General features: G+C 39.3%; 26 protein-coding genes and 1 pseudogene. All 27 read left to right on the top strand.

Going from position 1 to position 26,170, the window contains the following annotated elements; genetic code table 11:
• Window positions 1–183 precede the first annotated feature (183 nt).
• The 27 genes and pseudogenes from FFR48_RS10305 (at window position 184) to FFR48_RS10180 (ending at window position 25,930) form a co-directional block, all read left to right on the top strand.
• A complete protein-coding gene (locus FFR48_RS10305; RefSeq protein ID WP_137667307.1) occupies window positions 184–1,443 on the top strand; it encodes a competence/damage-inducible protein A in 1,260 nt (419 codons plus the stop codon).
• A gap of 440 nt (window positions 1,444–1,883) precedes the next feature.
• Window positions 1,884–2,516, top strand: a complete 633-nt coding sequence (locus FFR48_RS10300) for a glycosyltransferase (RefSeq protein WP_307722517.1) — start codon at window positions 1,884–1,886, stop codon at window positions 2,514–2,516.
• Between the two features lie 203 nt (window positions 2,517–2,719).
• A complete protein-coding gene (locus FFR48_RS10295) occupies window positions 2,720–3,148 on the top strand; it encodes a hypothetical protein (RefSeq protein ID WP_137667306.1) in 429 nt (142 codons plus the stop codon).
• 386 nt (window positions 3,149–3,534) lie between these two features.
• Window positions 3,535–3,693 (top strand): annotated as a pseudogene (locus FFR48_RS28950) (DUF4351 domain-containing protein); the annotation flags it as partial.
• Between the two features lie 146 nt (window positions 3,694–3,839).
• Entirely contained in the window at window positions 3,840–4,700 is an 861-nt protein-coding gene (locus tag FFR48_RS10285) for a Uma2 family endonuclease (protein WP_096569360.1), read from the top strand.
• Between the two features lie 98 nt (window positions 4,701–4,798).
• A complete protein-coding gene (locus FFR48_RS30055) occupies window positions 4,799–4,921 on the top strand; it encodes a hypothetical protein (protein ID WP_268932423.1) in 123 nt (40 codons plus the stop codon).
• An 8-nt stretch (window positions 4,922–4,929) separates the two neighbouring features.
• The gene (locus FFR48_RS10280) at window positions 4,930–5,271 is read left to right on the top strand and encodes a nucleotidyltransferase domain-containing protein (RefSeq protein ID WP_137667305.1); all 342 of its coding nucleotides are present in this window, start codon (window positions 4,930–4,932) and stop codon (window positions 5,269–5,271) included.
• Window positions 5,264–5,671, top strand: coding sequence for a HEPN domain-containing protein (locus FFR48_RS10275; protein WP_137667304.1), 408 nt, complete (start codon window positions 5,264–5,266; stop codon window positions 5,669–5,671). The genes FFR48_RS10280 and FFR48_RS10275 overlap by 8 nt, the downstream gene beginning before the upstream one ends.
• A 48-nt stretch (window positions 5,672–5,719) precedes the next feature.
• Window positions 5,720–6,040, top strand: a complete 321-nt coding sequence (locus FFR48_RS10270; RefSeq protein WP_201277598.1) for an RpnC/YadD family protein — start codon at window positions 5,720–5,722, stop codon at window positions 6,038–6,040.
• On the top strand, window positions 6,033–6,158 hold the full coding sequence (locus FFR48_RS10265; RefSeq protein WP_201277597.1) for a DUF4351 domain-containing protein: 126 nt from the start codon (window positions 6,033–6,035) through the stop codon (window positions 6,156–6,158). Before FFR48_RS10270 ends, FFR48_RS10265 begins: the two co-directional genes overlap by 8 nt.
• Before the next feature lie 464 nt (window positions 6,159–6,622).
• Window positions 6,623–7,936 carry a nucleotide sugar dehydrogenase gene (locus FFR48_RS10260; protein WP_137667303.1) on the top strand — a complete coding sequence of 438 codons (1,314 nt, stop codon included), beginning with the start codon at window positions 6,623–6,625 and terminating at the stop codon, window positions 7,934–7,936.
• Between the two features lie 10 nt (window positions 7,937–7,946).
• Window positions 7,947–8,891, top strand: coding sequence for a Gfo/Idh/MocA family protein (locus FFR48_RS10255; RefSeq protein ID WP_137667302.1), 945 nt, complete (start codon window positions 7,947–7,949; stop codon window positions 8,889–8,891).
• Window positions 8,884–9,471, top strand: coding sequence for an acyltransferase (locus FFR48_RS10250; RefSeq protein ID WP_137667301.1), 588 nt, complete (start codon window positions 8,884–8,886; stop codon window positions 9,469–9,471). The genes FFR48_RS10255 and FFR48_RS10250 overlap by 8 nt, the downstream gene beginning before the upstream one ends.
• Window positions 9,472–9,545: 74 nt before the next feature.
• Window positions 9,546–10,700: a DegT/DnrJ/EryC1/StrS family aminotransferase gene (locus tag FFR48_RS10245; protein WP_137667300.1), complete on the top strand. Its 1,155-nt coding sequence runs from the start codon at window positions 9,546–9,548 to the stop codon at window positions 10,698–10,700.
• A gap of 467 nt (window positions 10,701–11,167) precedes the next feature.
• A complete protein-coding gene (locus FFR48_RS10240) occupies window positions 11,168–12,541 on the top strand; it encodes a hypothetical protein (RefSeq protein ID WP_162501875.1) in 1,374 nt (457 codons plus the stop codon).
• Window positions 12,542–12,824: 283 nt separating this feature from the next.
• Complete coding sequence (locus FFR48_RS10235; protein WP_137667298.1) at window positions 12,825–14,084, top strand: lipopolysaccharide biosynthesis protein; 1,260 nt, start codon at window positions 12,825–12,827, stop codon at window positions 14,082–14,084.
• A 204-nt stretch (window positions 14,085–14,288) separates the two neighbouring features.
• A complete protein-coding gene (locus tag FFR48_RS10230; protein WP_137667297.1) occupies window positions 14,289–15,620 on the top strand; it encodes an oligosaccharide repeat unit polymerase in 1,332 nt (443 codons plus the stop codon).
• A gap of 32 nt (window positions 15,621–15,652) precedes the next feature.
• Window positions 15,653–17,524, top strand: coding sequence for an asparagine synthase (glutamine-hydrolyzing) (gene asnB, locus FFR48_RS10225; RefSeq protein ID WP_137667296.1), 1,872 nt, complete (start codon window positions 15,653–15,655; stop codon window positions 17,522–17,524).
• 81 nt (window positions 17,525–17,605) lie between these two features.
• On the top strand, window positions 17,606–18,691 hold the full coding sequence (locus FFR48_RS10220; RefSeq protein ID WP_201277595.1) for a glycosyltransferase family 4 protein: 1,086 nt from the start codon (window positions 17,606–17,608) through the stop codon (window positions 18,689–18,691).
• The gene (gene wecB / locus FFR48_RS10215) at window positions 18,688–19,773 is read left to right on the top strand and encodes a non-hydrolyzing UDP-N-acetylglucosamine 2-epimerase (protein WP_137667294.1); all 1,086 of its coding nucleotides are present in this window, start codon (window positions 18,688–18,690) and stop codon (window positions 19,771–19,773) included. Before FFR48_RS10220 ends, wecB begins: the two co-directional genes overlap by 4 nt.
• Window positions 19,774–19,969: 196 nt before the next feature.
• Window positions 19,970–20,140 (top strand): hypothetical protein, encoded by a 171-nt coding sequence (locus FFR48_RS10210; RefSeq protein WP_162501874.1) that lies wholly within the window; start codon window positions 19,970–19,972, stop codon window positions 20,138–20,140.
• A gap of 157 nt (window positions 20,141–20,297) precedes the next feature.
• Window positions 20,298–21,566, top strand: a complete 1,269-nt coding sequence (locus tag FFR48_RS10205) for a glycosyltransferase family 4 protein (protein ID WP_137667293.1) — start codon at window positions 20,298–20,300, stop codon at window positions 21,564–21,566.
• Between the two features lie 23 nt (window positions 21,567–21,589).
• A complete protein-coding gene (locus tag FFR48_RS10200; protein WP_137667292.1) occupies window positions 21,590–22,456 on the top strand; it encodes a TylF/MycF/NovP-related O-methyltransferase in 867 nt (288 codons plus the stop codon).
• 33 nt (window positions 22,457–22,489) lie between these two features.
• Entirely contained in the window at window positions 22,490–23,437 is a 948-nt protein-coding gene (locus FFR48_RS10195; protein WP_137667291.1) for an aldo/keto reductase, read from the top strand.
• 4 nt (window positions 23,438–23,441) lie between these two features.
• The gene (locus FFR48_RS10190; RefSeq protein ID WP_236104042.1) at window positions 23,442–24,251 is read left to right on the top strand and encodes a transketolase; all 810 of its coding nucleotides are present in this window, start codon (window positions 23,442–23,444) and stop codon (window positions 24,249–24,251) included.
• On the top strand, window positions 24,248–25,186 hold the full coding sequence (locus tag FFR48_RS10185; protein ID WP_137667290.1) for a transketolase family protein: 939 nt from the start codon (window positions 24,248–24,250) through the stop codon (window positions 25,184–25,186). Before FFR48_RS10190 ends, FFR48_RS10185 begins: the two co-directional genes overlap by 4 nt.
• A 15-nt stretch (window positions 25,187–25,201) precedes the next feature.
• Window positions 25,202–25,930 carry a sugar transferase gene (locus FFR48_RS10180; RefSeq protein ID WP_201277594.1) on the top strand — a complete coding sequence of 243 codons (729 nt, stop codon included), beginning with the start codon at window positions 25,202–25,204 and terminating at the stop codon, window positions 25,928–25,930.
• Window positions 25,931–26,170: the final 240 nt, after the last annotated feature.

The raw sequence follows: 26,170 nt of genomic DNA, 5'->3' as shown, positions 1-26,170 counted from the left end.
CTGACTTTTTTCCTAGACTTTAAATTTTTCCTTTACGATCGCTTGACAATCAAGACAGTCGCTACAAAAACTCTTAACCAAACAGTATTGACTGTAAATTACCCTAGATTACTAATGGACATAGCCATTTACACCATATGTTAAGAGATTTTTCCCAATCACCAATCACCAATCACCAGTCCCATGAGTGCAGAAATTATTTGTGTTGGTACTGAATTATTGCTAGGAGATATTCTCAACAGCAACGCTCAATTTATCGCCCAGCAGTTAGCACAGTTAGGCATTCCTCACTACTATCAAACTGTGGTGGGAGATAATCCCCAAAGACTCAAACAAGTGATTGAAATTGCAGCTTCCAGAGTGCAAATTCTGATTTTCACCGGTGGTTTAGGACCCACACCAGATGATCTCACCGGTGAAACCATTGCGGACTTTTTCGGTGTTCCCTTGGTAGAAAGTGCCGAAATCCTAGAAGATATAACTCAGAAATTTGCCCAAAGGGGACGGGTAATGTCTCCTAGCAACCGCAAACAAGCTTTAATTCCCCAAGGAGCGAAAATTTTACCAAATCCCACAGGAACAGCACCGGGTATTATTTGGCAACCTCGTCCAGGATTAACTATTTTGACTTTCCCTGGTGTTCCTAGTGAAATGCACCGAATGTGGACAGATACAGCAGTACCTTTTCTGAAAAGTCAAGGTTGGGGTCAGGAAATTATTTACAGTCGCAGTTTAAAATTTTGGGGGATTGGTGAATCAGCCTTAGCAGAAAAAGTATCTGCTTATTTGAATTTACCTAACCCAACAGTCGCACCTTACGCTGGCAAGGGAGAAGTTCGGCTGCGAATTTCTGCCAAAGCGACTGATGAAAAGGCAGCAAAGGAATTAATTGCACCTGTGAAAAAGCAACTCAAGGAAATTGCAGGCTTAGATTATTACGGTGCTGATGATGATACCTTAGCTTCTGTTGTTGGTGAGTTGTTGCGATCTTCAGGGGAAACTTTATCAGTGGCAGAATCTTGTACCGGCGGGGGATTGGGACAAATACTGACAGAAATTCCTGGCAGTTCTGATTACTTTTGGGGTGGGGTAATTTCCTACGATAACACCGTGAAAGTTAGATTATTGGGGGTTAACCCTGACGATTTAGATCAGTTTGGGGCTGTGAGTGCTACAGTAGCTGAACAAATGGCTATAGGTGTGAAAAATCTTCTCCAAACTACTTGGGGATTAAGTATTACTGGAATTGCTGGACCTAGTGGAGGAACTGCTACAAAACCTGTGGGTTTAGTCTATATTGGTATGGCTGGTCCTGGAAATGAGGTGACAAGTTATGAGTGTAAATTTGGAACTATGAAAAATCGCTCTTTCATTCGCCTCCTCAGTGCTTGCACAGCATTAGACAATTTGCGTCGTTCAGTTATAGTGAGGACATCAGTATAAGAGGAAATCGAAGAATCGGAAGTCTGAAGTCTGAAGTCTGAAGTCGGGAGTTGGCAGTGATCAGTGAGGGACAATAAATCAGAAAATTTGGGGATAACAAATAGACCAAACTCTTGCCTCTTGCCTGTCTCTACCACAAGACTTTTTCAGCAAACCTTAATCATCTAGACTACATCTCTATAACCAAAATTATGGTGTATAAGTAGTCGTGCAAAATAAATTTTATATTTGGGAGAGGGAACAGGGAACTCTTAACAGGGAACAGATAAGGAATACAGAGATTACTGAACTCAACCCTGGAAAATCCTAATATGGCGTTTCAGATCATGTAAGATACTCGCTAATCTATCCTTGGGTGACAAAAGTAATTTCACTGAGTTATTTTGTCCGGAAAAATTTTAAATTGATTGGATGTTAAGAGGTCAATGCTGATAAGTTATATGACAGGTAAGAAAAAATCCTATGCCAATAACCTAAGAGGCTTTAAAGATGCCAAGGACAATAACTGGTTTGCTCCCGAACATAATTTAGTGAATAAATTCACGGTTCTCTATTCTGGTAATATGGGTCTGTGTCACGATATGGACACCATTCTGGAAACTGCTAAACTATTGCGAGACGAACCGATTCAGTTTGTTTGCATTAGTATTGGAGCAAAACGACAAAGTTTCCTGGAAGAGGTAAATGACTTAGGACTAACTAAATTTTCTGTTTCTGTTTTATTAAGAAAAAAAGTGCTACCTTATTATCTGACAGATTGCAATCTGTCTTTGGTGACTGTTGAAGCAGGGATGGAAAGCCTGGTTGCACCTAGTAAACTACACCCAGCTTTAGCAGCGGGCAGACCGATAGCCGTGATTTGTTCTAAGTACTCTTATTTGCGCAAAATGATGATCGATGGTAAATGTGGGGTGAGTGTTGAAAATGGTGATAGTATGATTCAAACTAAATCTATTCGCCTGCTGAATAGCGATCGCAAATTAGCAGAACTGATGAACAAAGCATCTCGAAAATATTTGCAATCAAATTTTACACAGCCAATTATTGCAAGCCAATATTTTTGTGTGGTCTAACATTCTAGTCTGTCGTCTATAATCTAAACTGTTTCAATCAGCACAAATTTGATAAAATGTCCGACAGGATTACAAAACTTAGTTTTTAGAATTTAATAACTGAAATTTTCAATGAGGAGCAGGGCTTTGATGGTCTTATTGATCTCGGTCCCTCCACCGCAACCTTCTGGTGATCTTTTTCGATCAAAATTGAGGAGGCCGAAGTGCAGAGAAGGTGTGACCGAAATCGGAATCGTTCTAAGCGTAGAGCTATATATTGTCCAGTACATAACTGCTACATGGATAGCATGAGTCAGAAATACAATTTATTTGCTGAGAGACCTGGACAACTACAGGAGAGAGGCATCAGACGAAAAGAAGCTCTGATGTTAATCGCAGCCAAAACCGCAGTTCCTTTAGAGGGTGAGTGGTTAGAGGCGTTTTGGTGTGAAGATTGCCAAGAAACTAAATGGTATCACGTCCGTAAACATGAATCTGTATATCATTTATCATTAGCACCAACAGAACTTTGGCAACAGGCAACAGGAGTAATTGATCCCCATCGTAACCCTTCTGTCAGTGAGTTCACATTCAAGCAGTCTCGTGTTGTCGGTGGTAACAACATCAAAGATTTTTGGATTAATAACAACTAATCAGGGTTTACTGTTAATAGGATAATATAAATATTATTAAAGGTAGTAAAGGTTTGATGAAGGTTTCATCAAGGTTTTAGATTAAAGACAATATCGAGTCCCTCTTTGCCAATGACGAGACCATTTTTGTGGCAGGTCATCTGCTGTGGTATCCAGTTGAAGGTCGTCCCGATATTCGTGTCGTCCCCGATGTTCACGTGGCGTTGCCCATTAAAAACATGGATCATTGATCATTGCCTAACACTAAATTCTCCATAGAGGAGATTCAAAAAATGCTTAATCTGAGAGAAGCTGATGTGACTCCAACTCGTTTTTATCAAGAGGTTTTGCAAATCCACGAGAAACGTGGCGAGAAACGTGGTGTACAAAAATGAGAAGCTAATCTCGCTATTCGCCTGTTAAACCGCCGTTGTGGAAACATATCAGAAGATTTAGAATTTAAAGTGCGATCGCTCTCTATTCCTGAATTAGAATCTTTAGGAGAAGCTTTATTAGATTTTACAAATATGTCAGATTTAGAAAAATGGTTACAAGATAATCAATAACTCAGAGGATGTTTGAGAAGTAAGAAAGCCCACATAACGGTATCCTCTCAGTGGAGAAAACACTTAAGTAGGACAGCTTGAAGAGAGCTATGAATCCATAAAAATGCGTGAGCATTATCCAAACTGGGATATTACAATTTTCTTATATGTATCAATATTCACCGCCTTTATCACCCCGGGAAGTTCTACCCACCATGTATGACTTACCGAGCGAAGACCCAGAGGAGCCTGGTTTGCCGGACGAATTTCACTTACTACAACCAGAGTTACTGCGGCTGACCTTTCGCCCTCCCACCTATAAAGAAGATCAGGTATTCACAGCCAGTGACCTAAATTTATATTATGACTCCCGACACCCCCAATGGTATAAACGTCCAGATTGGTTTGCTGTCTTGGGAGTATCCAGGCTCTATGATGGCCAAGATTTAAGGTTAAGTTATGTAACATGGCAGGAGGGAATTTACCCCTTTGTGGTAGTCGAATTACTCTCACCAGGGACAGAAAAAGAAGACCTAGGGCGCAGTTTCAGGGAAGTGAACCAACCGCCTAATAAGTGGACGGTGTATGAAAGGATGTTAAGGATTCCCTATTACATAGTATTTAATCGCTACACAGATGAGTTACAAGCCTTTGGGTTAGTAGTGAATGAATATCAAGAGTTAAGCCCCCAAGGGGTGGGAATATGGCTCAAAGAAGCCGAGTTAGGTTTAGGACTATGGGAGGGGATTTATCAAGGGGTACATCGCCGCTGGTTGCGGTGGTATGACGGGGAGGGGAATTGGATTCCTACACCTGTAGAACAGGAACGCCAACGATCTGAACAAGAACGCCAACGGGCAGAATTAGCCCAGCAACAAGTAGAACAGGAACGCCAACGGGCAGAATTAGCCCAGCAACAAGTAGAACAAGAACGCCAACGGGCAGAACAGGAACGCCAACGGGCAGAACGTCTGGCGGCTCACCTACGGAGTTTAGGGATTAACCCACACGACATAGAGCTAGGCTAAGGAATGTTAACAGGCGATCGCTCAACCATGTGTATGATAACTAAAGTGATCGCTTTACACTGATATTTGAGCAGAAGATATCAACCCTATTGCCATTTGTGCCAATTTTGCAGGGTGGAAACAGGGAAGAAAAATTACGCCAAGCAATGAGAGAGTTAAGACAGGATGGGCAACTGCAAGAGTTAGAACCGTTATTGTCATTTTTTGCTAGTTTTGTATGAGAGACTGTATGAATACAGAGAATATACCTGCAAAAATAATAACAGGCGAGTTATTGGATGATATTACCCAACGGCTAGTTTCTGCCCTGAATCCAGAACAGGTAATTTTATTTGGTTCCTATGCTTATGGTGAACCTACGGAAGATAGTGATGTTGATTTGTTAGTGATTATCTCCGATTCCAATGAACCCCGCTATCGTCGGGCGCGTCAAGCATATAAAGCCCTCCATGGGATTGGTATACCAAAAGATATTCTGGTTATGACCCGTGCAGAAGTAGAAAGAAAGTCCACCGTAGCAAGTTCATTAGTTAGTCAGGCACTCAGTCAAGGTAAAATCCTTTATGGATAGTCCTAAGGATGAGGAGGTTAGGCAGTGGATAATTAAAAGTCAGCGAGATATTAAGGTTGCCCGCATACTCATTGAAAATGAAGTATCATTATTAGATGCTGTTGTTTATCATTGTCAACAGAGTGCCGAGGAAGCATTAAAAGCTTATTTGACATATCAAGATTTAGTATTTAAGAAAACCCATGATCTGGGTGTTTTAGTAGAGATGTGTTCAGTTTTTGAACCACATTTTCAGGATTTGGAAGATATGGCGGACACTTTAACACCTTACGCCACCGAATTTCGCTACCCAGGGGACATAATTGAGCCGGAAAGGTATGAAGCTGAAGAAGCCTTGCAAATGGCTGCGACAGTGCTAGAGTTTGTAATTAAATTATTACCAAATAAATTCAGCCCCTAGCCGGAGTGAGTGGCGATCGCGGTTTATTGGTGAGAATTTGTACCAATTTTGCAGGGTGGAAATAGGGAAGAGAAATTACGCCAAGCGGTGAGAGAGTTAAGACAGGATAAGCAACTGCAAGAGTTAGAACCGTTATTATCATTTTTTGCTAGTTTTGTATTGGATATTCCCTTAGTTCAACAAATCATGAGGTGGGACATGACAGTATTAAGAGAATCACCCTGGTATGAGGAAATATTGAAAGAGGGATTACAGCAGGGGGAAAAACAGGGATTACAACAGGGATTACAACAGGGACGACTTAAAGGGGAAACCCAATTAATTAGTTGTTATACGTCTGTTACAGCGTCGCTTAGGAACCTTGGATGATACACTCAAACAGCAAATTCAGATGCTACCAGTAGAGCAACTGGAAAGTTTAGCAGAAGAATTATTAGACTTTAGGGATGTGGAACAGTTACAGACTTGGTTGGAAAGCCTTTCTTGACTGATGACGGTTGACGGTTGACTGTACCAAGGGGCGATCGGCTTAGTGCAACAGTGCTAGGGCGATCGCCATTACGTATGATTTAAATCTGAGATTACATAGAATAAACATACGGGACTGAGAACCACAATTTCAGGATCAGAACAACAAACTGAAGTTAAATTAACCTCCACTAAACACAAAAACCAGGAAGCCGGGGAATGAATTCCCTGGCTAAAAGCTGAAGTCGGTTTTTAACCGACTAGGAAGAGGGTTAAGGATTTTCTTGTGATTTGTCAATTTAATTTATCAATAGCAGCAGAGCGTTAGAACTTAAGGGTTAAGTTACATCCGCTTTCTGAAACATGGAAAATGTTTATGGGCGATCGACTAATCTTTGTAGAGATGTCTTTTCAACTCAGATTTTATGACCTGCTGTACTGATGCCGTTTTTATCCAGATTATTGCTAATACAAAAATTTAACATGACAATTTCGCACGAATTGAAAGAGAAAATAATCAACCGCAAAGCCGTTATCGGTGTTATTGGACTGGGTTATGTAGGCTTGCCTTTTGCAGTGGAAAAAGCAAAGGTGGGATTTCAGGTGATTGGTATTGAGCAAAATCCTGTGAGAGCCGAAAGAGTAAATAATGCTGATAATTATATTGGTGATGTCAAAGATGATGACCTCAAACAAGTAGTTAGTGATGGGAAACTCAAAGCAGTCACAGGATTTGGTGTTGTACCAGAAATAGATGTACTAGTAATTTGTGTTCCCACACCCTTAACAAAAAACCTCACACCAGACTTAAGCTATGTAGAAGGTGTCACTAAAGGCATTGCTAAATGGTTGAGACCGGGGCAATTAGTTACTTTAGAATCTACGACTTATCCCGGAACAACTGATGAAATTATGCGCCCGTTGTTAGAGGAGACAGGACTTAGACAAGGAGTAGACTTCTTTCTCGCCCATTCACCAGAAAGGGTAGACCCTGGTAATAAACGCTATACCACCAAGAATACTAATAAAGTTGTTGGAGCTTCTGACCCTAATTCTCTGACAGTCGCTAAGTTGTTTTATGAGCAAACCATTGACCATGTTGTGCCAGTAAATAGTGCTAAGGCAGCAGAGTTAGTCAAAGTGTTTGAAAATACTTTCCGCGCTGTGAATATTGCCTTAGTGAATGAACTGGCTTTATTGTGCGATCGCATGGGTATAGATGTCTGGGAAGTATTAGATGCCGCCAACACTAAACCCTTTGGGATTATGCCCTTTTATCCTGGTCCAGGGGTAGGTGGACACTGTATCCCCATTGACCCGCACTATTTAGAATGGAAGGCGAAGGAATTTAACTTTGATACCCATTTTATTGCTTTGGCAGGGGAAATCAACCGCAGAATGCCAGAGTTTGTCAGAGAAAAAACCTGTCGGGTATTAAATAAATTGGGGGTAGCGCCTAGCAGGGCTAAGGTATTGATTCTTGGTGTGGCGTATAAAAAGGACTTGGGCGACTGGCGAGAATCTCCTGCTATTCATGTGATGACTCAATTATTAGAAGATGGGGTAGAAATTGCTTATCACGACTCCTTTGTTCCCGAAATTTATATTCAGGGACAAAAATTTAATTCCGTACCATTAAATAATGACACCTTGGCAAGTTACAATCTGGTAATTATTACCACTGATCACAGTGATATTGATTACCATAACTTGGTTAGTCATGCTTCTGCTGTATTGGATACCCGGGGAGTAACCAGAAAATTAGACTGTGACAAAGACAAGGTGACACTATTATGAGACAAGTAATATGAAACAAGTAATTGTGGTAGGGGCTGGGAATTGGGGTAAAAATCTGATTCACAACTTTTGCAATTTGGGTGCTTTGGCTGGCGTGGCGGAAATGAACCCAGATTTACGCCAGCAAGTTGAAAGCAAATATCCACAAGTCAAAACTTATACAGATTTAGCATCAGTCTTAGAAAGTGATGTTTCAGCAGTGGTGTTAGCAACTCCCGCCCCCACCCATTATCAGTTGGCTATGACAGCCTTAAAAGCAGGGAAAGATGTGTTTGTCGAAAAGCCCATGACTCTAAGGACTCAAGAGGCAAAAGCCCTGGCTGAATATGCTGATCAACAGGGGCGTATCCTCATGGTGGGGCATTTATTGCTCTATCAACCTGCTATTACTTGGATGCGGAATTACTTAGCCCAAGGAAAAGGCGGGAAAGTGCTTCATGTTGCCACCCAAAGAGCCAAGCTGGGTAAAGTACGTAGAGAAGAAAACGTTTGGTGGTCTTTTGCACCCCATGATGTATCTGTTGTCCTGGATTTATTGGGTAATCCCACTTTATCGAGAGTGCAAGCCAGCGGTCAGGCTATGTTACAACCAGGAATTGAAGATAATGTTCATGTTGATATTGTCTTTGAGAGCGGGCAAACTGCTCACCTCCATTCTTCTTGGTATTGGCCTGAGTTACTACGTAGCACCACAGTAATTACAGAACAAGAAATGCTCGTTTATGATGAAGTTGCTCAAAAGGTGACTATATATCACAAGGGTGTAGATGACCAACTTAATAACCGTGATCAGGGTAGTCAAGTTGTGGATGTGGCAAATTCAGAGCCTTTGAAAATCGAATGTGAACATTTTTTAGATTGTTTGCAAACCCGTAAACAGCCTCGTTCTGATGGATGGAATGGAGTAGCGGTAGTGGAAATTTTAGAAAAAGCTCAGGAGATATTACGTGGTTAATTATTTTGCCCATGAATCCGCTTATGTAGATGAAGGTGCCCAAATTGGTGAAGGTACGAAAATCTGGCACTTTTGCCATGTATTTGGCAAGGCGAAAATCGGTAAGAATTGCAATTTAGGACAAAATGTGCTGGTTGCTAATAATGTGGTGGTGGGCAACAACTGCAAAATTCAAAATAATGTCTCCCTATATGAAGGGGTGATTTTAGAAGATTATGTATTCTGCGGACCGAGTATGGTATTCACTAATATTAAAACGCCGCGTTGTGAATATCCTCGCAATACCAGCAATGATTATCGCCAAACTTTAGTGAAACGGGGTGCGAGTATTGGGGCTAATGCGACTATTGTTTGTGGTGTCACTCTCCATGAGTGTGCTTTCGTGGCTGCGGGTGCAGTGGTGACAAAAGATGTTCCTGCTTATGCTATGGTAGCTGGAGTTCCAGCCAGAATCATCGGTTGGATGAGCGCCTATGGTGATGTATTGGAGTTTGATGCAGATGGCTATGCTGTAGATTCTACAGAGGTCAAGTATCAGCAATTATCGGCAAATCAGGTCATCAAGTTGTCGGCGAATTAATTGCCCAGTCCCGTTCTAATATCCCATTCAACAATTTTATTTACTAATTTATTTACCAAACCATTTACCAAACCATGAAAATTCCTGTTCTTGACCTCAAACCTCAATACGAGCAAATTAAAGACCAAGTGCAAGCAGCGATGAATCGAGTCTTGGAATCTGGTCAATTTATTATGGGTCCTGATGTCAAGCTGTTTGAGCAGGAGGTGGCAGAGTATTTAGGGGTAAAACATACCGTTGCTGTTAACTCCGGCACAGATGCTTTGGTGATTGGTTTACGCGCCCTGGGTATTGGAATGGGGGATGAGGTAATTACTACCCCCTTTTCTTTTTTTGCTACGGCTGAATCTATCAGTAATGTGGGTGCAAAGCCAATCTTTGCTGATATTGAACCCCAAAGTTTTAACATTGACCCAGAAGCTATCAGGAAACATATTACATCTAAGACCAAGGCGATTATGCCTGTGCATCTCTATGGTAATCCCGCCGCTATGGGGCAAATTATGGATATTGCCCAGGAGTATGGGTTAAAGGTGATTGAAGATTGCGCTCAGTCCTTTGGAGCCAGGTATTACGGCGGCTGTCCTGGGTGTGAGGAGAATTGTCAAGAAAGTACTAGGGATGCTATTCAAGGTAAGTTTACCGGAACTATTGGTGATGTAGGTGCTTATTCCTTTTTCCCTTCTAAGAATTTGGGCTGTTATGGGGATGGGGGTATGGTAGTGACAAATGATGACCAAGTAGCAGAATTAGCCCGGATGTTGCGAGTACATGGGGCAAAAAAGAAATATCACAATGAGATATTAGGTTACAATTCCCGGTTAGATACCCTGCAAGCGGCGATTTTACGGGTGAAGTTACAGTATATTGATCAGTGGAATGAGGGCAGAAGAAAAGTTGCTCAAGTCTATAATGATCTCTTGGCTAATATTCCTGATATTGTAACACCTATGATTAGGGATGGTCATGTGTTTCATCAATATACTATCAGGGTGCTTAATGGCAAAAGAGATTCAATAAAGGAATATCTGGCATCTGAGGGTATTGGTTCGATGGTTTATTATCCTATTCCTCAGGATCAACTTCCTATTTATCAAGGGCAATATCCCATACGTCCAGTTAGTGAGATGTTAGCAGCAGAGGTTTTAAGTCTCCCAATTTGGACAGAGATAACTAAGAGCGAACAGCTACAGGTAGTAGATACCATTGTTGCTAAAACAAAAAATTAAAATTAGTAATTTTGCTTACCAGGTGACAAAACAGCTTGTTTCATAAGGGATAAGGGATAAAGCCTGAAAGCCGCGTTGAAAAAAGAGGCGTTTGTGGGCATTAAGAGCAATTAAGTTCAGGGCTAAATTAGCCCATAATTCCATGCCTGCCATAAATCCATAGAGGACTTTGCTCGTGCTATTCGCGGTCATTGGGGTATCGAAAATAAACTTCACTGGGTTAAGGATGTAGTCCAACAATGAAGATGATTAGAAAATACGTCTGCGTAATGCCCCTGCAAATGTCTCCATTTTCAGAACAATTGTTTTCAACCTACTCCGGCGAAATGGTCATGATTCCATGACTGTTGCTCAAAGATTTATCTCCCCTAATATTGACAAAATCATACTCCTTATGAAATTAAACAGCCTTACCTTATCACCCGATAAGTTTATCTTCAGAAGACTTAATGCTGAAAAAATATGTTATGTCTCGGAAAACATTGACAATTCTACTACTTTATGTCGGCTTAACTTTTCCTTCTTGTTGTTCAAACAACTTTGTCCCTTTAGGAAAAAATTCTTCTATTCCTCCTAGAAATCGACTAACAGAAAACTCCAGTAAATTCAGTGATTATAATTTTACTTTAAAGCATTATAAGCTAACTACTCCTATTACTGATTCTGAGAGAGTACAATGGAATAATTCTGTTAAGCCACTACTGGTAGATAGTACATGGAGTTCCCCTTATAATACTGGGCACATTTTAATGGTGCCCCTTTATGTTTCTTTTCTTTCAAAGGAAAAAGATTGGCTCAGTGACTTTGATAATTATTTTCGAGAATTTACTAAAAGCTATCCTACTTCAAATTTAAAAAACAAACCTGATAAAAGCCCATTGGCTAAGTTACATTTTCTATATCTAGCTTCAGAATATTTAGCTTTAAACAAAGAAGCTAATCGTCCAATTCCTCAACAAAAACTATTAAATATTATACAAGCTGAATTTCTTTCAGTTTGGAATCTGCCTGCTTGGCAGTGGGAGCGTTGTCCTTTTAAAAACATGGAGAAAAGGTTAAGGTGGAAATTGTCTAATTTTTCTGTCAAAAGAACCTATTATCGAGCCATTATTGACGAGGAAATGTTCACATTAGCCATTGGTGCTAATTTAAGATTTATTTTACAGGAAGAAAGTCCGGAGATATTAAACAACAGTCTTGATATAGCCTATGAAGTTCTAACAAAAGAAGTTCATTTTATCAATACCTTAGGCAAAAAATGGCTCTTCCAACCAGGGGTTTGGTCAGATCACCGGGATTATGCATATGCTGGCTGGGATAATAATTTGTCAAAATTGACCTCTAAAAGGCCAGTTGCCGGAATTGCGGGAGATTCTTCCCATGCCCATCGTTGGCCAGTGTGGCTAATTTCCTTTCAGCGCGGATTTCAATCTCGAAAGCAAAAACAGCGCGTAGAATACATAAGGAAATTAAGAGAAGGATTGGCCGAACAGTTTACTGAGATAGTGTTAGTTCCGCCTACCAGGCAAGTACCCTATTACCGAACAAAGAACTTTATGGATGGTCAAAATGGAGTATATCGTTATGATAATCATAACGATAAAGATCCTACTTGGAGAGGCTACGGTAGTTGGGAGTTATCTGGAACGATGCTGTTGGGCTGGTGGTCTTATCTACCGGATCCGTCCATTAGTAAAGTCTATTGTAATTTAGCATCATTTTATCCAGAAAGAATATCGAAAAATATACTTTCAAAGCTTCCAACCTACACAGTTAAAGGACGTGAAAATCCATTGAAACTAATAAATAAGCTTGCTTGTGCGACATTATATATACCCTAGTATTTTCAATTGTCTAGTATTTTCAATTGTTTAGATGACACTAAAGTTATCACATTTCCTAAGCAATACCATCACAGTCTTAATGGGGACACTTGTATCTCTGATGATTCCGATGGTCTCATTGCCGTGAAATATGAGTTTATGATCTCAAAGGCAGGTTCAAAATGTTTATGGGCGATCGCCTTTTATTTGTGATATCAAACAGAGTCCAAAATCATCATAATCAAACATCTTTGGATAATACATTAAACAATATCTCCCAGAGATTGAGGGGGTAACGTTTATGTTTTTCAAGTTTTCTCCCTTCTGGCATAGTGTATATACGGTTGTAAGTGGTACTGTAATAGCTCAAGCTATACCTATGATAGCTTTATTGGCACTGACTCGGATTGTAAATACTGCGGATTTAGGTAACTTTTTTTTATGGTTTGCTGCTTCTTCTATACCTATGTTGTTAGCTAGTGCTAGTATTGATAAAGCGATTTTTTTAGCAGATAAATATGATGATATTACTAATCTGCTAAAATTGAACTTTTTTATTAGCTCTATTGTGGCATTACTAACTTTTGTTATTATCTCAGTATTGAAAATAACGGGGGATTCAGTGGTTAGTGATGTGATAAAGGATTATGCAGCAAGTTTCGCCACCTATTCCTTTATCATGTCACTCCAAAAAAATTTACAGTCAGTAATAATTTATAGGTCAGAATTTAAATTATTGAATAAATCAAAACTTACCCTAGCGGGATCTGTTGCCTTGGGACAACTCGTTACTGGACTGTTGGGACTGGGTATTAAAGGACTAATTTATTCGACCGTATTGTTATCTGGACTATCTACTTTATTGGTAATGCAATGGCTCAATATTTCATTCACTAAACTTTGTACTAGTATTTCTCTTCCAACTTTGAAACATACATTGCTTGAGAATTATAAATTTATAGTGTTTTCCTTACCTGCTGAACTAATCAATCTTGTCGCCAGCCAGATCCCAATTTTTACAATTTCCGCAAGGTTCGGTGCAGTGCATGTAGCAATGTATTCGCTTGTTTTACGTGTTATGGCTGTACCTATTGGACTACTAGGAAACTCAGTGCTGACCGTTTTCAAAGACCAAGCTGCCAGAGATTTCCGTGAGCAAGGTAACTGTAAATATATTTATGTGAAGACCCTGAAGTATCTAAGCATATTATCGTGCTTACCATTTTTATTGCTATATTTATTTGGACATTCTGCCTTTAAGCTACTATTTGGAGAAGAATTCGGAATGGCAGGCGAGTACGCCTCCACACTAGCGATTGTATACTTTTTTATCTTCATATCTTCCCCTCTCAGTTACGTCCTATTTTTTTCCGATCAAGGTAAATTAATCAACTTATTTAGCCAAATAACTTACTGTTTAATCGTAATGTTTATTTTTACTTACGCTGATTCCATGGATAATGCAATTTTCCACTATGCTATTTTTGGTTCCGTTTATTATTTGATATATTTGTTCCTATCATATCGTACTGCTCTAGGTTTTCAACCTAAAAACTCCTGATCTAATGTTTTTTATGTCCCAATGTTCTTTATGTCCCATATTATACTCCTCTCTTAGTAATAAGACTTTACGGTGAACCACCCAAGCTACTGAAAATTACTGTGTTATTAAGACAAATCAAAGGCTGACTCACGAAAGCCTGGGTGTTTAGTTGAGATAACCTCTTGTTTATTTGTAACACCTTTATTTGTAACACCAGAAAAAATGGAAAACGTAGCTAGTAAAATTCGAATCAAATCTGAGATTTTTAAAGTCATAATATTGTACATAATATATTTTGCGTGTCTTCTATGGGTTTATTCCAGCTATTTTGTCATCACCTATGGATACCAGGGTTTCAGAGATAGTCTGAACCTGAGCAACCTACCGTTATCTGTATCCATCCTATCACTTCTGACCTTTTTTGCTGGCACCCAGAAAAAACCTTCTGTTGTATTTCTTCACTTCAGTTTATTGTTTATTGTTACTCCATCACTAACTCTTTTCTGTGGAGCCGACGTTCAAAGTGATTTTATTTTCGTGACAGTATCAGCACATTGCCTGCTCTCAGCTTCTACTTACATCCCTATTCCGAAGCTAAAATTACCTAATATTAGTAGTCAAAAAATGCAAACGTATTTATTGTTGTTATCAGTACTGCTTATCGCTTCTATGTTACTGTTTGGAGGCAGTAGATATTTAAATTTTGATTTGACTAAAGTGTATGATTTCAGGAGAGAAGCTGCGGCAAATTTGCCCGCCATATACGCCTATTTGTCTCCCAACCTGGGGCAGATAATTATTCCGACAGGAATCAGTATTGCAATTTTAAATAAGCGTTGGCAGGCGGTATTCACTTTAATGGTTTGTGCAATATTCATCTTCGGACTTACATCCCACAAGGGTCCTTTATTTTATCCTTTACTTGTCATCTTGATATATTTGTTCTCTCAAAGACAAAGGTTCTTTACTTACTTAGTTTTATTATTAATATTAATAGTATTGTTGAGTGGAGTTGACCTGTTATTACTACAACAAGCTTCTGGCGAAAATATATTGTCTGGTTGGTTCTCAAGCCTAGCTATGCAAAGGACAATCATGGTTCCTGCATATTTAAACTGGGCTTACTTTGACTTTTTTTCGGACACCAATAAATATTACTACTGGTCAGATTCTATACTGTCACTGGGAATGTTAAGTTCTCCCTACGATTTATCTATACCGTATCTTATCGGTTACTATTACGCTGGAGGATCACATGCCAATACAGGTTGGATTGGCAGTGGTTATGCTCAGGCTGGACTAATTGGGGTTTATTTGTATTCAATTTTGATGGGCTTATGTTTTTCTTACCTGAACTCCATGGGCAAGAAAATTGGTAATTCGTTGGTGATATCAATATTCGCGATACCTGCCTTGACAATGATTACATCTGCCGACTTACCCACAATGTTACTAACTCATGGTTTGCTGATAGCTCTCATACTAGTTACCATACTCAAAAAGGACAATTACAGAAAAGCACTTGGAACTGATAGATTATCAAACTGTCAATAATAATTTACTACCTGGTCAGGGCTAAAATAATCATGTGTGGAATTTTTGGTGTCATTTCTCAGTCGAAAAATATTAAAGATTTGCTTCTAAGGGCTGAACTAATTCAAAGGCATCGGGGACCTGATTATCAGGGTTCGTATCATTGTGAAATTAAAAGTTGGCAAATTGGATTAGGACATCAAAGACTTTCCATTTTAGATTTAAGTGAATTGGGAAATCAGCCCATGGTTTCCTATAGTAAAAATAGTTATATTGTTTTCAATGGTGAAATATACAATTATTTAGAAATTCGTCAAGAGCTAAAGTCACTAGGCTACTCTTTCCATACTGATTCAGACACTGAGGTGTTAATAACATCTTTGGAACACTGGGGAATAGAAATTACTATATCTAAACTTAATGGGATGTGGTCTTTCGCCTGGTTGAATCTGAAAACTCAGAAGTTGATTTTGTGTAGGGATAGAATAGGTATTAAACCTTTATATTATTCGATAGTAGATAAATGTTTATACTTCGCATCAGAAGTTAAGACAATTTTAGAGGTGAGTAACCGTAGATTTGCGATTAATTTTCAAGTCGTGGGGGAATATTTACTCCAATCTCTTCTGGAAAGTAATAATCAGAGTTTTTTTCAAGGAATTGATAAGATTGATCCAGGAACTTATGCTGTATTTGATTTATCACAGGATAATCTGCAGCTAACTTTAACACGGTACTGGTCAATAAAAAGGCAAGAAGTAAAATTTAATTCTGAAACAGAAATCATCGAGAAAGTGAGGGAACTTTTCTTTGATGCTGTTCGATTAAGATTAAGAAGTGATGTTCCTATTGGGGTTTTGTTATCCGGAGGGGTTGATTCGTCTGCAATTGCAGCAGTCATGCAAAATATTTTGGGTAAGGATGCGAATTTAAGTCTCTTATCATCTGTTAGTAATGATCCACGATTTGATGAGTCATACTTTATTGACATCATGGGGGGTCATTTAGGCAAGGAGGTTAATAGGCTAACTTTAGATTTGCAACCTAGTCGAGCTTTTGAACTCTTAGAAAGAGCTTGCTGGCACAATGATCAACCTATTGGTGGATTTTCCAATGTTGCTCATTTTTTGCTTATGGAGCAGGCAAAAAACTTAGGAATCACTGTTATTTTAAGCGGACAGGGTGCAGATGAGTTGCTATGTGGATACAGAAAATACACAGGCTTTTATCTACAATATTTGGCGAGAGAAAAACAATATGTAAGGATGTTCAAAACATTAGCTGCATTCATCACCAACAAAACTATTATTAACCAGTTCTCTTTTGCCGATGCGAAGAGATATTTACCTAACCTATTCTTCAATCGTCAAGAAATAAATATTTCTGGTTTTGCTCTGAAAGATTTTGTTAGTCAACCATTAGGTTTATCTATGGGAATGACAGTAATAGATAGGCAAGTTTCTGATATAGAAAGATTTTCTGTGCCTGCATTACTACACTATGAAGATAGAATGTCTATGGCATGGTCGAGAGAAATCAGAGTTCCCTTTTTGGATTATCGACTGGTCGATATGTTGAGTAATTTACCAATAGAACTAAAATTAAGGAGCGGATGGACTAAATATATTTTTCGTAGAGCTCTTTCTCCATTCTTGCCGCAAGAAATTGCGTGGAGGAAAGATAAACAAGGCTTTATTAACCCTGAAAGTCAATGGCTAAAATCATCCCTAAAAGCAGAAGTTTTAAATTATTTTGAGGAGGATAGTTTGATTTTTAAACATCAGATTATTGACCGTAATAAATTAATAGAAAAATATAACAAGTACTGCCAAGTTAATAACAATTCTGTTGCTTATAGGGATATATTTAATCCATTATCTTTAGAAATTTGGCTCAGAAAGTATCAAACATACATTAGCAGCTAGTTATTGAATCATCAAAAAACTTCTACAATGAACTCTACTTTTTCTAATTCTTCAAATAGAACTGTTTGTCATTTGACTTCTGTGCACCCTTGGCACGATATTCGCATCTTCATTAAAGAGTGTACATCTTTAGCTGCTTCTGAATATACTACCTATTTGGTTGCTCCTAATGCACCTAATAAAGCTAAGAATTTAGTTAATTTGCAGGAAGTTAAGAAGTTTAAAGGTAGTCGTATATTACGGGTTACCAAAACTGTTTGGGATGCTTATAAGAAAGCTATATCAATTGACGCTGATCTTTATCATTTTCATGATCCAGAATTAATCCTCATAGGGCTAATCCTTAAAAGTCGAAATAAAAAAGTCATCTATGATGTTCATGAGGATGTGCCAAGGGATATTCTCACAAAAGATTGGATACCTACTCCATTTCGTAACCTTACGGCTTTAGCTTTTGAAAAACTGGAAAATTTTGCTGCCCCCAAGTTTGATGCCATTGTTACCGCTACACCATTTATTCGGCAGCGATTTTTAAAGTTAAATCCCTTAACGATTGACATTAATAACTACCCTATATTAACAGAATTAGTGACACCAGAATCGTCTTCACCGGAAAAGGAAAGAAGCGTTTGTTACGTGGGGGGTATTTGCCAAATTCGAGGAATCTTGGAAATGGTGCAAGCTATTGGTATGACAAATGCCACCTTACTACTGGGGGGAACCTTTAGCAATGCAGGTGAAAAAGCTAAGGCAGAGTCTTTAACTGGATGGCAAAATGTTCGATCACTAGGCCAATTAAACAGGCAAGAGGTTGCTGATGTTTTATCTCGCTCAGTAGCTGGTTTAGTTCTTTTTCATCCAGCACCCAATCATGTGGATGCACAGCCTAATAAAATGTTTGAGTACATGTCAGCGGGGATTCCAGTCATTGCCTCTAACTTTCCCCTCTGGCGGGAAATTATTGAAGGTAATAACTGTGGGATTTGTGTTGATCCCCTAAATCCCCAAGAAATTAGCGAAGCTATCCAATATTTAATCAATCATCCCCAAGCTGCGGCGGAAATGGGGAAAAATGGACGCGAAGCAGTAGAAACTAAATATAACTGGGAGCAGGAATCCCAAAAACTACTATCCCTTTACCAAGAGATTTTACCAACCCAACCATGAAAATTTTGACCATTGTGGGAGCTAGACCACAATTTATCAAAGCCGCAACGGTCTCCCGTGCCATTAAGGAATATTCAGACTCCCATATTCAAGAAATCCTAGTCCATACCGGTCAACATTACGACGTTAATATGTCTGATGTCTTTTTCACCGAAATGCAAATTCCCTCACCCCAATATCATCTGGGAATTGGCGGTGGTTCCCACGGCGCAATGACCGGTCAAATGCTCTCAAAAATTGAGCAAGTGCTGCTGAAGGAAACCCCCGATGTAGTTCTAGTATATGGTGACACTAACTCCACCTTAGCTGGGGCATTGGCAGCGGCTAAACTCCATATTCCTGTAGCTCATGTGGAAGCGGGGTTACGTTCCTTCAATCGCCAAATGCCAGAAGAAATTAATCGAGTTCTTACTGATCACATTTCTCATTGGTTATTTTGTCCCACCCACACTGCAATTGCTAATTTAGCACAGGAAGGAATTGTTGACAGTAGTTCAAACCGGGTGTGTCATGTTGGAGATGTCATGTATGATGCTGCTCTGTTTTACCGGAATATTGCCCAAGCCACCGATGCCACCAACCAGTTAATCAGTGAACTAAATGGTCAATTTTATCTAGCTACGATTCACAGAGCGGAAAATACAGATAACCCTGATCGTCTTGATCATATTCTGCAAGCTTTAAACTTGATTTCTCAAACAACTCCTGTGGTTCTCCCTTTGCATCCCCGAACCCGCAAGTTATTAGAACAGACACAATTTAATCATATTCGGTTTCTAGAACCTGTAGGTTATTTTGATATGATTACTTTGTTAAGTCATTGTCAGGGAGTTTTTACCGATAGCGGTGGAGTGCAAAAAGAAGCATATTTTTTCCGTAAGCCCTGTGTGACTTTACGCGAGGAGACCGAATGGGTGGAATTAGTGAAGTGTGGTGTTAATGTATTAACAGGGTCTAGTTTTGAGAAGATTATAGATGCCGAAAAACATATTTATAACTCTGAATTTGATTATTCCCAAGAACTTTATGGGAGTGGTAACTCCAGCTACAAAATAGTAGAAATACTCAGTCAAAAGATGTAACTTTTACAATTTAATTTTTACCTAGTCTTACCTCAGTTAACCAATTAGTTTATACAACTCTAACAGAATTATGAACTGGAAATTAAAAGCCAAAATACAGAATCTAGTCAGTCTTCTCCCCCCAAATATCTCCTATTCTACCTATTACTGGATACAAAGAAACTTTGGCTCTTTAAAAAAGAATAAGCTTAATCCCATGAGCAGACTACAAGCGGGGATGGAAACTTGTAAACACATTGAAAATGTCGGTCAATCACCTGTAGGGACTACATTTTTAGAGGTAGGTACAGGAAGGAGAATTAATACTCCTCTAGCATTTTGGCTGTTAGGAGCAGAAAGAATTATTACTGTTGATTTAGTTCTCTGAACAAAATCACTTTAGACTCTTTCTTTTCACAAAAAGATACAGAGATACTTAGTATTACATCAGCATATATCGTTGCTCATTTTTAGCTTCTTCCTTATTTTATTATAAGTAATAAGCAAGTATAAATCACATAGCAAGAATCTCTTAAACTTAATTTATGAAAGTTTGGCTTATTCAACGTTCCGAATCTACACCTCATGATGGCCTTGGCGATGCTAGAATTATGAGAACAGGTATGATTGCCAAGGTGCTGGCTGAACGCGGCCATACAGTTATATGGTGGACATCAACTTTTAATCATTTTAAGCATTGCCATAGATATAAAACAGATACTCGTGTAGAAGTATCGAATAACTATCATATCCAATATGTCCGAGGTTTTGGTTATCAAAAAAACCTTTCCATATCCAGGATAATAGACAACATTTTGATGGCAAGAAGGTTTAAATTACTTGCTTATAAAGACACTGATAAACCAGATATAATTCTGGCTTCTGTTCCAACTATAGAATTGGCTAGGGAAGCAGTCCAGTACGGTTTAAAGTTCGGTATTCCAGTTGTTCTCGATATTCGTGATTTATGGCCAGACGTAATTTATGACTTTTTCCCGACTTACCTTAGGTCTTTGCTGAGTCTAGCTTTTATTCCCATGGTGTGGCAATTAAAACAAGCCTGTAGTCATGCAACGGGTATTGTTGGTTTGACTGATGCTTTTGTCGATTGGGGAATTGCTCATGCTGACCGCCCTAGAAATACAAATGATAGGGTGTTTAGGATGGGATATTGGTCGGAAAAGGAATTAACAGATAAACACGAAGAATTTTCTTATAATTTTTGGCAAAGTCAGGAAATTGAGAAGAATGACGATTGTCTTTTGGTAATTTTTTTGGGTACGCTGGGTCAATCTTTTGATCTAATTCCAATAATAGAGGCAGCCAAAATATTACAAGAGAAAAAGTCAAACGCAAAATTCATTATTTGTGGTTCTGGAGTAAAGCTTACATTTTGGCAAAATCAGGCTGGCAATCTCAGTAATATTCACTTTACAGGTTGGATTGATAAACATGAAATTATCACCCTATTAAAAATAGCAGATATTGGACTTGCTCCCTACATTAACTCCATTAACTATGCTGATACTCCTGGAAATAAACCAGGTGAATACATGTCTGGTGGTTTGGCAATAGCATTAAGTCTGGATAACGGTAGTCTTTATGATATCATTCATGAATATGAATGTGGTTTTAGCTATCATAATTCTCCAGAATTGCTAGCTTCTGAACTCGATCAATTATCAAAAAACCGCGAACGGTTAGAAACAATGAAAAAAAATTCCATCGCGACATTTAAAAACTTGTTTGATGCCAAAGTTGTTTACAATGAATTGGCTGAATACCTAGAAAGCTTTGTTTCATCAGAAAATTAGTAGAAGTTACATCAGTGATACATATGCCAAACTCCCATATCTCCACCGTCTCTAACATTAATTACAATCCATCTCTTGTGGCTAAAATAGCTAAATTGATAATTCCTATTTTGGCTAAAATCTTACCTGCTAGTATCTATAAGTTAGTCTACGATTTTCTCTACCGCACTTATCAAGTTTTGCTTCGCTATCTTTATGGAGTCAAAGCTTTCGCCGCTGGTATTTATGGAGATAAATCTCTCAGGATGAAAACATCTCTTACTTGGAAACTCTTACCCTACACAATGGGCGGTAGTAAGGCTCTAGAAAATGCTTTTGAAGTAACTGCATTAGCTGAATTGAGAAATCTACCCGGGGCAATTGTAGAGTGTGGCGTTGCCCAAGGTGGAACATCGGCAATGATGGCTTTAACTAATAGATTACTGGGTCAACAGACGCGACAAAAATGGTTATTTGACTCCTACGAAGGCTTACCAGAACCCACTGCTGAAGATTACGAAGGGGGTAAAGCGGGTAACTTTATCCGTCCCCTCCCCAAAGGCTCCTGTTTAGGAACCATAGAACAAGTAAGTGAACTTATGTTTGACAAGCTGGGCTTTCCTCAAGCAGAAACTCATCTGGTTAAAGGGTGGTTTCAAGATACTGTTCCAGCCTATCGCCAGCAAGTGGGTGAAATAGCAGTTTTACGACTAGATGGCGACTGGTATGAGTCAACCAAAGTACCTCTAGAAAACTTTTATGACCTTGTGGTTACTGGCGGTTTGATCATTGTCGATGATTACGCTACCTGTTTTGGTTCCCGTAAAGCTGTTGATGAATTTCGCTCTGTTCACAATATTACTCATCCCCTCAAAGCCGATGGACGAGGAGGAGTATGGTTCGAGAAGTAACCCAGATATTTATCACTGACACTTTCTTCTACCATGGAACTATACCAATTAAGTAATACTAATTTAACTATTTCCCGAATCATTTTTGGTTGTGAACCCCTTGGGGGGACTGACTGGGGAAAAGTTGATGAGCAACAACTAGAGCAAGCCGTGACTAAAGCCTTGGACTTAGGTATTAACTGCTTTGATGTTGCCGATGTCTATGGTTTAGGTCGGGCGGAAGAAAGACTAGCAGAAATTTTGGGAGCTAAAAGACATGAGGTCGTTATTATCTCCAAGTTTGGGGTTAATTGGCAACCTCCCCTAGGAAAAAATCGCGCTCATACTTTTCTTGACTCCAGCCCCCATAGAGTCATCACTGCACTGGAAAATAGTTTGAGGCGGCTAAAACTTGACTGGATTCCTATCTATTTGATTCATTGGCCTGATCCCAACACTCCCATTGAAGACACCATAGAAGCACTGTGTAAATGTCAATCAATGGGCAAAATCCAACATTTTGGAGTTTCTAATTTTCCCCTGCCATTGTTACAGCAAGCTCATAGCTGGCATAAAATACCCTTTGTTGAACTGCAATACAACTTGGTTGACCGTAGCTCAGAAATAGAACTACTTCCTTACTGCCTTACAGAACACATTAACGTCTTTGCCTACGGGTCACTGGCACAAGGCCTACTTACGGGTAAGTATGATGTAAACACAAAATTCAGTCAAGATGATCGTCGGCATCGTTTACCCCATTTCCAACCAGATACCTTAGCAAAAAACTTGTCAATTATTGACAAGTTAAACAAATTAAGTGAAATTCATAACAAAAAAGTATCACAGGTTGCCATTCGCTGGCTTCTTGACCAACCTGGTGTGTCCGCTGCCATTGTTGGTGCTAAAACTCCTGAGCAAACTGAGATGAACATTGCTGCCCTTGGTTGGCATCTCTCAAAACAAGATCAAGAATACCTTAATTCCAATCAAAACTATTAGAAAAGTGAGAAGTGAAAAACTAGCACAGCAAATCCGTAAACACGCACTGAGAATGACCAGTTTAGGAAAAAGCTCCCATATTGGTTCTGTATTCTCCATAGCTGATATTCTTGCGGTCTTATATGGGGAAATTCTTCAGGTTGACCCTCAGAACCCAACTTGGTCAGCAAGAGATCGTTTTATACTTAGCAAAGGCCATGCCGGAGCAGGAGTGTACGCAGTTCTAGCAGAACGGGGCTTTTTCCCTGTTGAGAAACTAAACACTCATTATCAAGATGGTTCTGACCTTAGTGGTCATGTTTCTCATAAGGGTATTCCCGGTGTTGAGTTTTCCACCGGTTCCTTGGGACATGGACTTCCTGTCGGTGCGGGAATGGCCTATCGGGCTAAACTTGATGACCTCAGCCATAGGGTTTTTGTCTTACTCAGTGATGGAGAGTGTGATGAGGGATCTAACTGGGAAGCGATTCTTTTTGCTGCTCATCATCATCTTGATAACTTAGTTGCAATCATAGATTACAATAAGCTTCAAAGTATTACAACGATCAAAGAAACCCTTAACTTAGAACCCTTTGCTGACAAATGGCGTAGTTTTGGGTGGGCGGTTCAAGAAATTGACGGACATGATCATTCAGCAATTCAATCGGCTTGCTTAAAAATTCCCTTTGAGCTTGGCATACCTAATTGTATAATTGCCCACACCACTAAAGGGAAAGGAGTTTCCTTTATGGAAGATTCTGTACTTTGGCATTATCGTTCCGCCCAAGGAGAAGAATATGAAAAAGCTCTACAGGAGTTGAACTCACAACTATGAGAAATGCTTTTATCCAGCGTTTGTTGGAATTAGCGGAGTCTGATCCAAGAATCATGTTACTTACTGGTGATCTTGGTTTTGGAGTATTTGAGAAATTTGCTCAACGTTACCCCAAACAATTTCTCAATGTGGGCGTAGCAGAACAAAACTTAACAGGTTTAGCGACGGGGTTAGCGTTGGAAGGACGAATACCCTTTACCTATTCCCTTGCCAATTTTCCTACACTGCGTTGTTTAGAACAAATCCGCAATGATGCTTGTTATCACAACGCCAATGTGAAAATTGTCTGTATGGGTGGCGGCTTTAGCTATGGTGCATTGGGAATTTCTCATCATGCTACTGAAGATTTGAGCATTCTCAGAGCCTTACCAGATATAACAATAGTTGCTCCCGGTGATGACTGGGAGGCATCTGAAGCTACTTCATCCTTAGCCAATACCCAAGGCACATGTTACCTGCGACTTGATAAAAGCAGCGCAGGAATGACTAATCAACATCAAGAAGTATTTACACTAGGTAAAGCTAGGAAGTTGCGTGATGGTAGTGACATCACATTGATTAGTATTGGTGGTATCCTGAATGAAACCTTGAAAGCTGCAAAACTATTGGCAGAAAAAGGAATAGAGTCTCGCGTTATCAGTTTACATACACTGAAACCACTGGATAAAGAAGTCATATTTGATGCAGCGAAAAACACAAGAGGTATTGTGACAATTGAAGAAAATACCATTCAAGGTGGCTTAGGGGGAGCAGTAGCGGAAGTTTGTTTGGAAAACGGTATTATTCCCCAGATTTTTTGCAGAATAGGTTTACCAGACTGTTTTTCGTCTCTTGTGGGCAGTCAAGATTATTTGCGATCGCAATACAAAATGAGTGCTGAACACATATATAACAAACTTCTTATGAGATTAAATTCAACCGATAAACAAAAATAAAAACATATGAAAAGATTGTTTGACACAGTTGCCTCTACAGTTGGATTACTTCTGTGTTTTCCCGTTTTCCTGGTTGCAGGTACTCTGATTTGGTTGCAGGACTTTTGTTCTCCCTTGTATGTAGCAACTAGAATTGGTCTCAAAGGTAAGCCTTTTCAGATGCTCAAATTGCGATCAATGGTTGTTAATGCTGATCGTATAGGGGTTGATTCAACTTCAGCTAATGATCCGAGAATTACGCGGGTTGGTCACTTTATCCGCAGGTATAAGCTGGATGAACTATCTCAACTTTGGAATGTCCTCAAAGGGGAGATGAGCTTGGTAGGTCCACGCCCGAATGTGCGACGAGAAGTGAACCTGTACACAAGCACAGAAATGAAATTACTTTCCGTGAAGCCTGGTATTACAGATATATCCTCAATCGTTTTCTCCGATCTCGGTGAAATACTGAGAAACCACTCAGATCCTGACATTGCTTATAATCAGCTAGTTCGTCCTTGGAAGAGTAGATTAAGCTTGATTTATATAGAAAATCAGTCATTTGTATTGGATATAAAACTGATTCTAATTACTGTCATGAGCATATTCTCTCGCAGATTAGCACTAAGAGAAGTTACCAAAATTTTAGTAAATTTGCAGGTAGACAAGCAACTTATTCAAATTGCCTCTAGACAAACAGAGCTTTATCCTTTTCCTCCACCGGGAGCTACAGAAATTGTCATCTCTCGTGAGCATGTATATTGAATATGGAATGCCCGTTGGTACTATTAAGTTATAACTTAAAAAGTTATAACTTAATAGTACCAACCAAATATGAGTAAACAAGTGATCGCCTACCAAATATCTTACCGGGTGACAAGGAGGCTAAACAGCTTGTCTCATAAGGAAAAGAGCCTGAAAACCACGTTGAAAAAATAAGCGTTTATGAGGTTTGAGAGCAATTAAATTGAGAGCTAAATCAGCCCACAAATCCATGCCATAAAT

Origin of the sequence: Sphaerospermopsis reniformis (assembly GCF_005402885.1) — a bacterium.
Classification (GTDB): domain Bacteria; phylum Cyanobacteriota; class Cyanobacteriia; order Cyanobacteriales; family Nostocaceae; genus Sphaerospermopsis; species Sphaerospermopsis kisseleviana.
The sequence above is the reverse complement of the archived record's forward strand: the minus strand, read 5'-3'. Positions and strand labels throughout refer to the sequence as shown.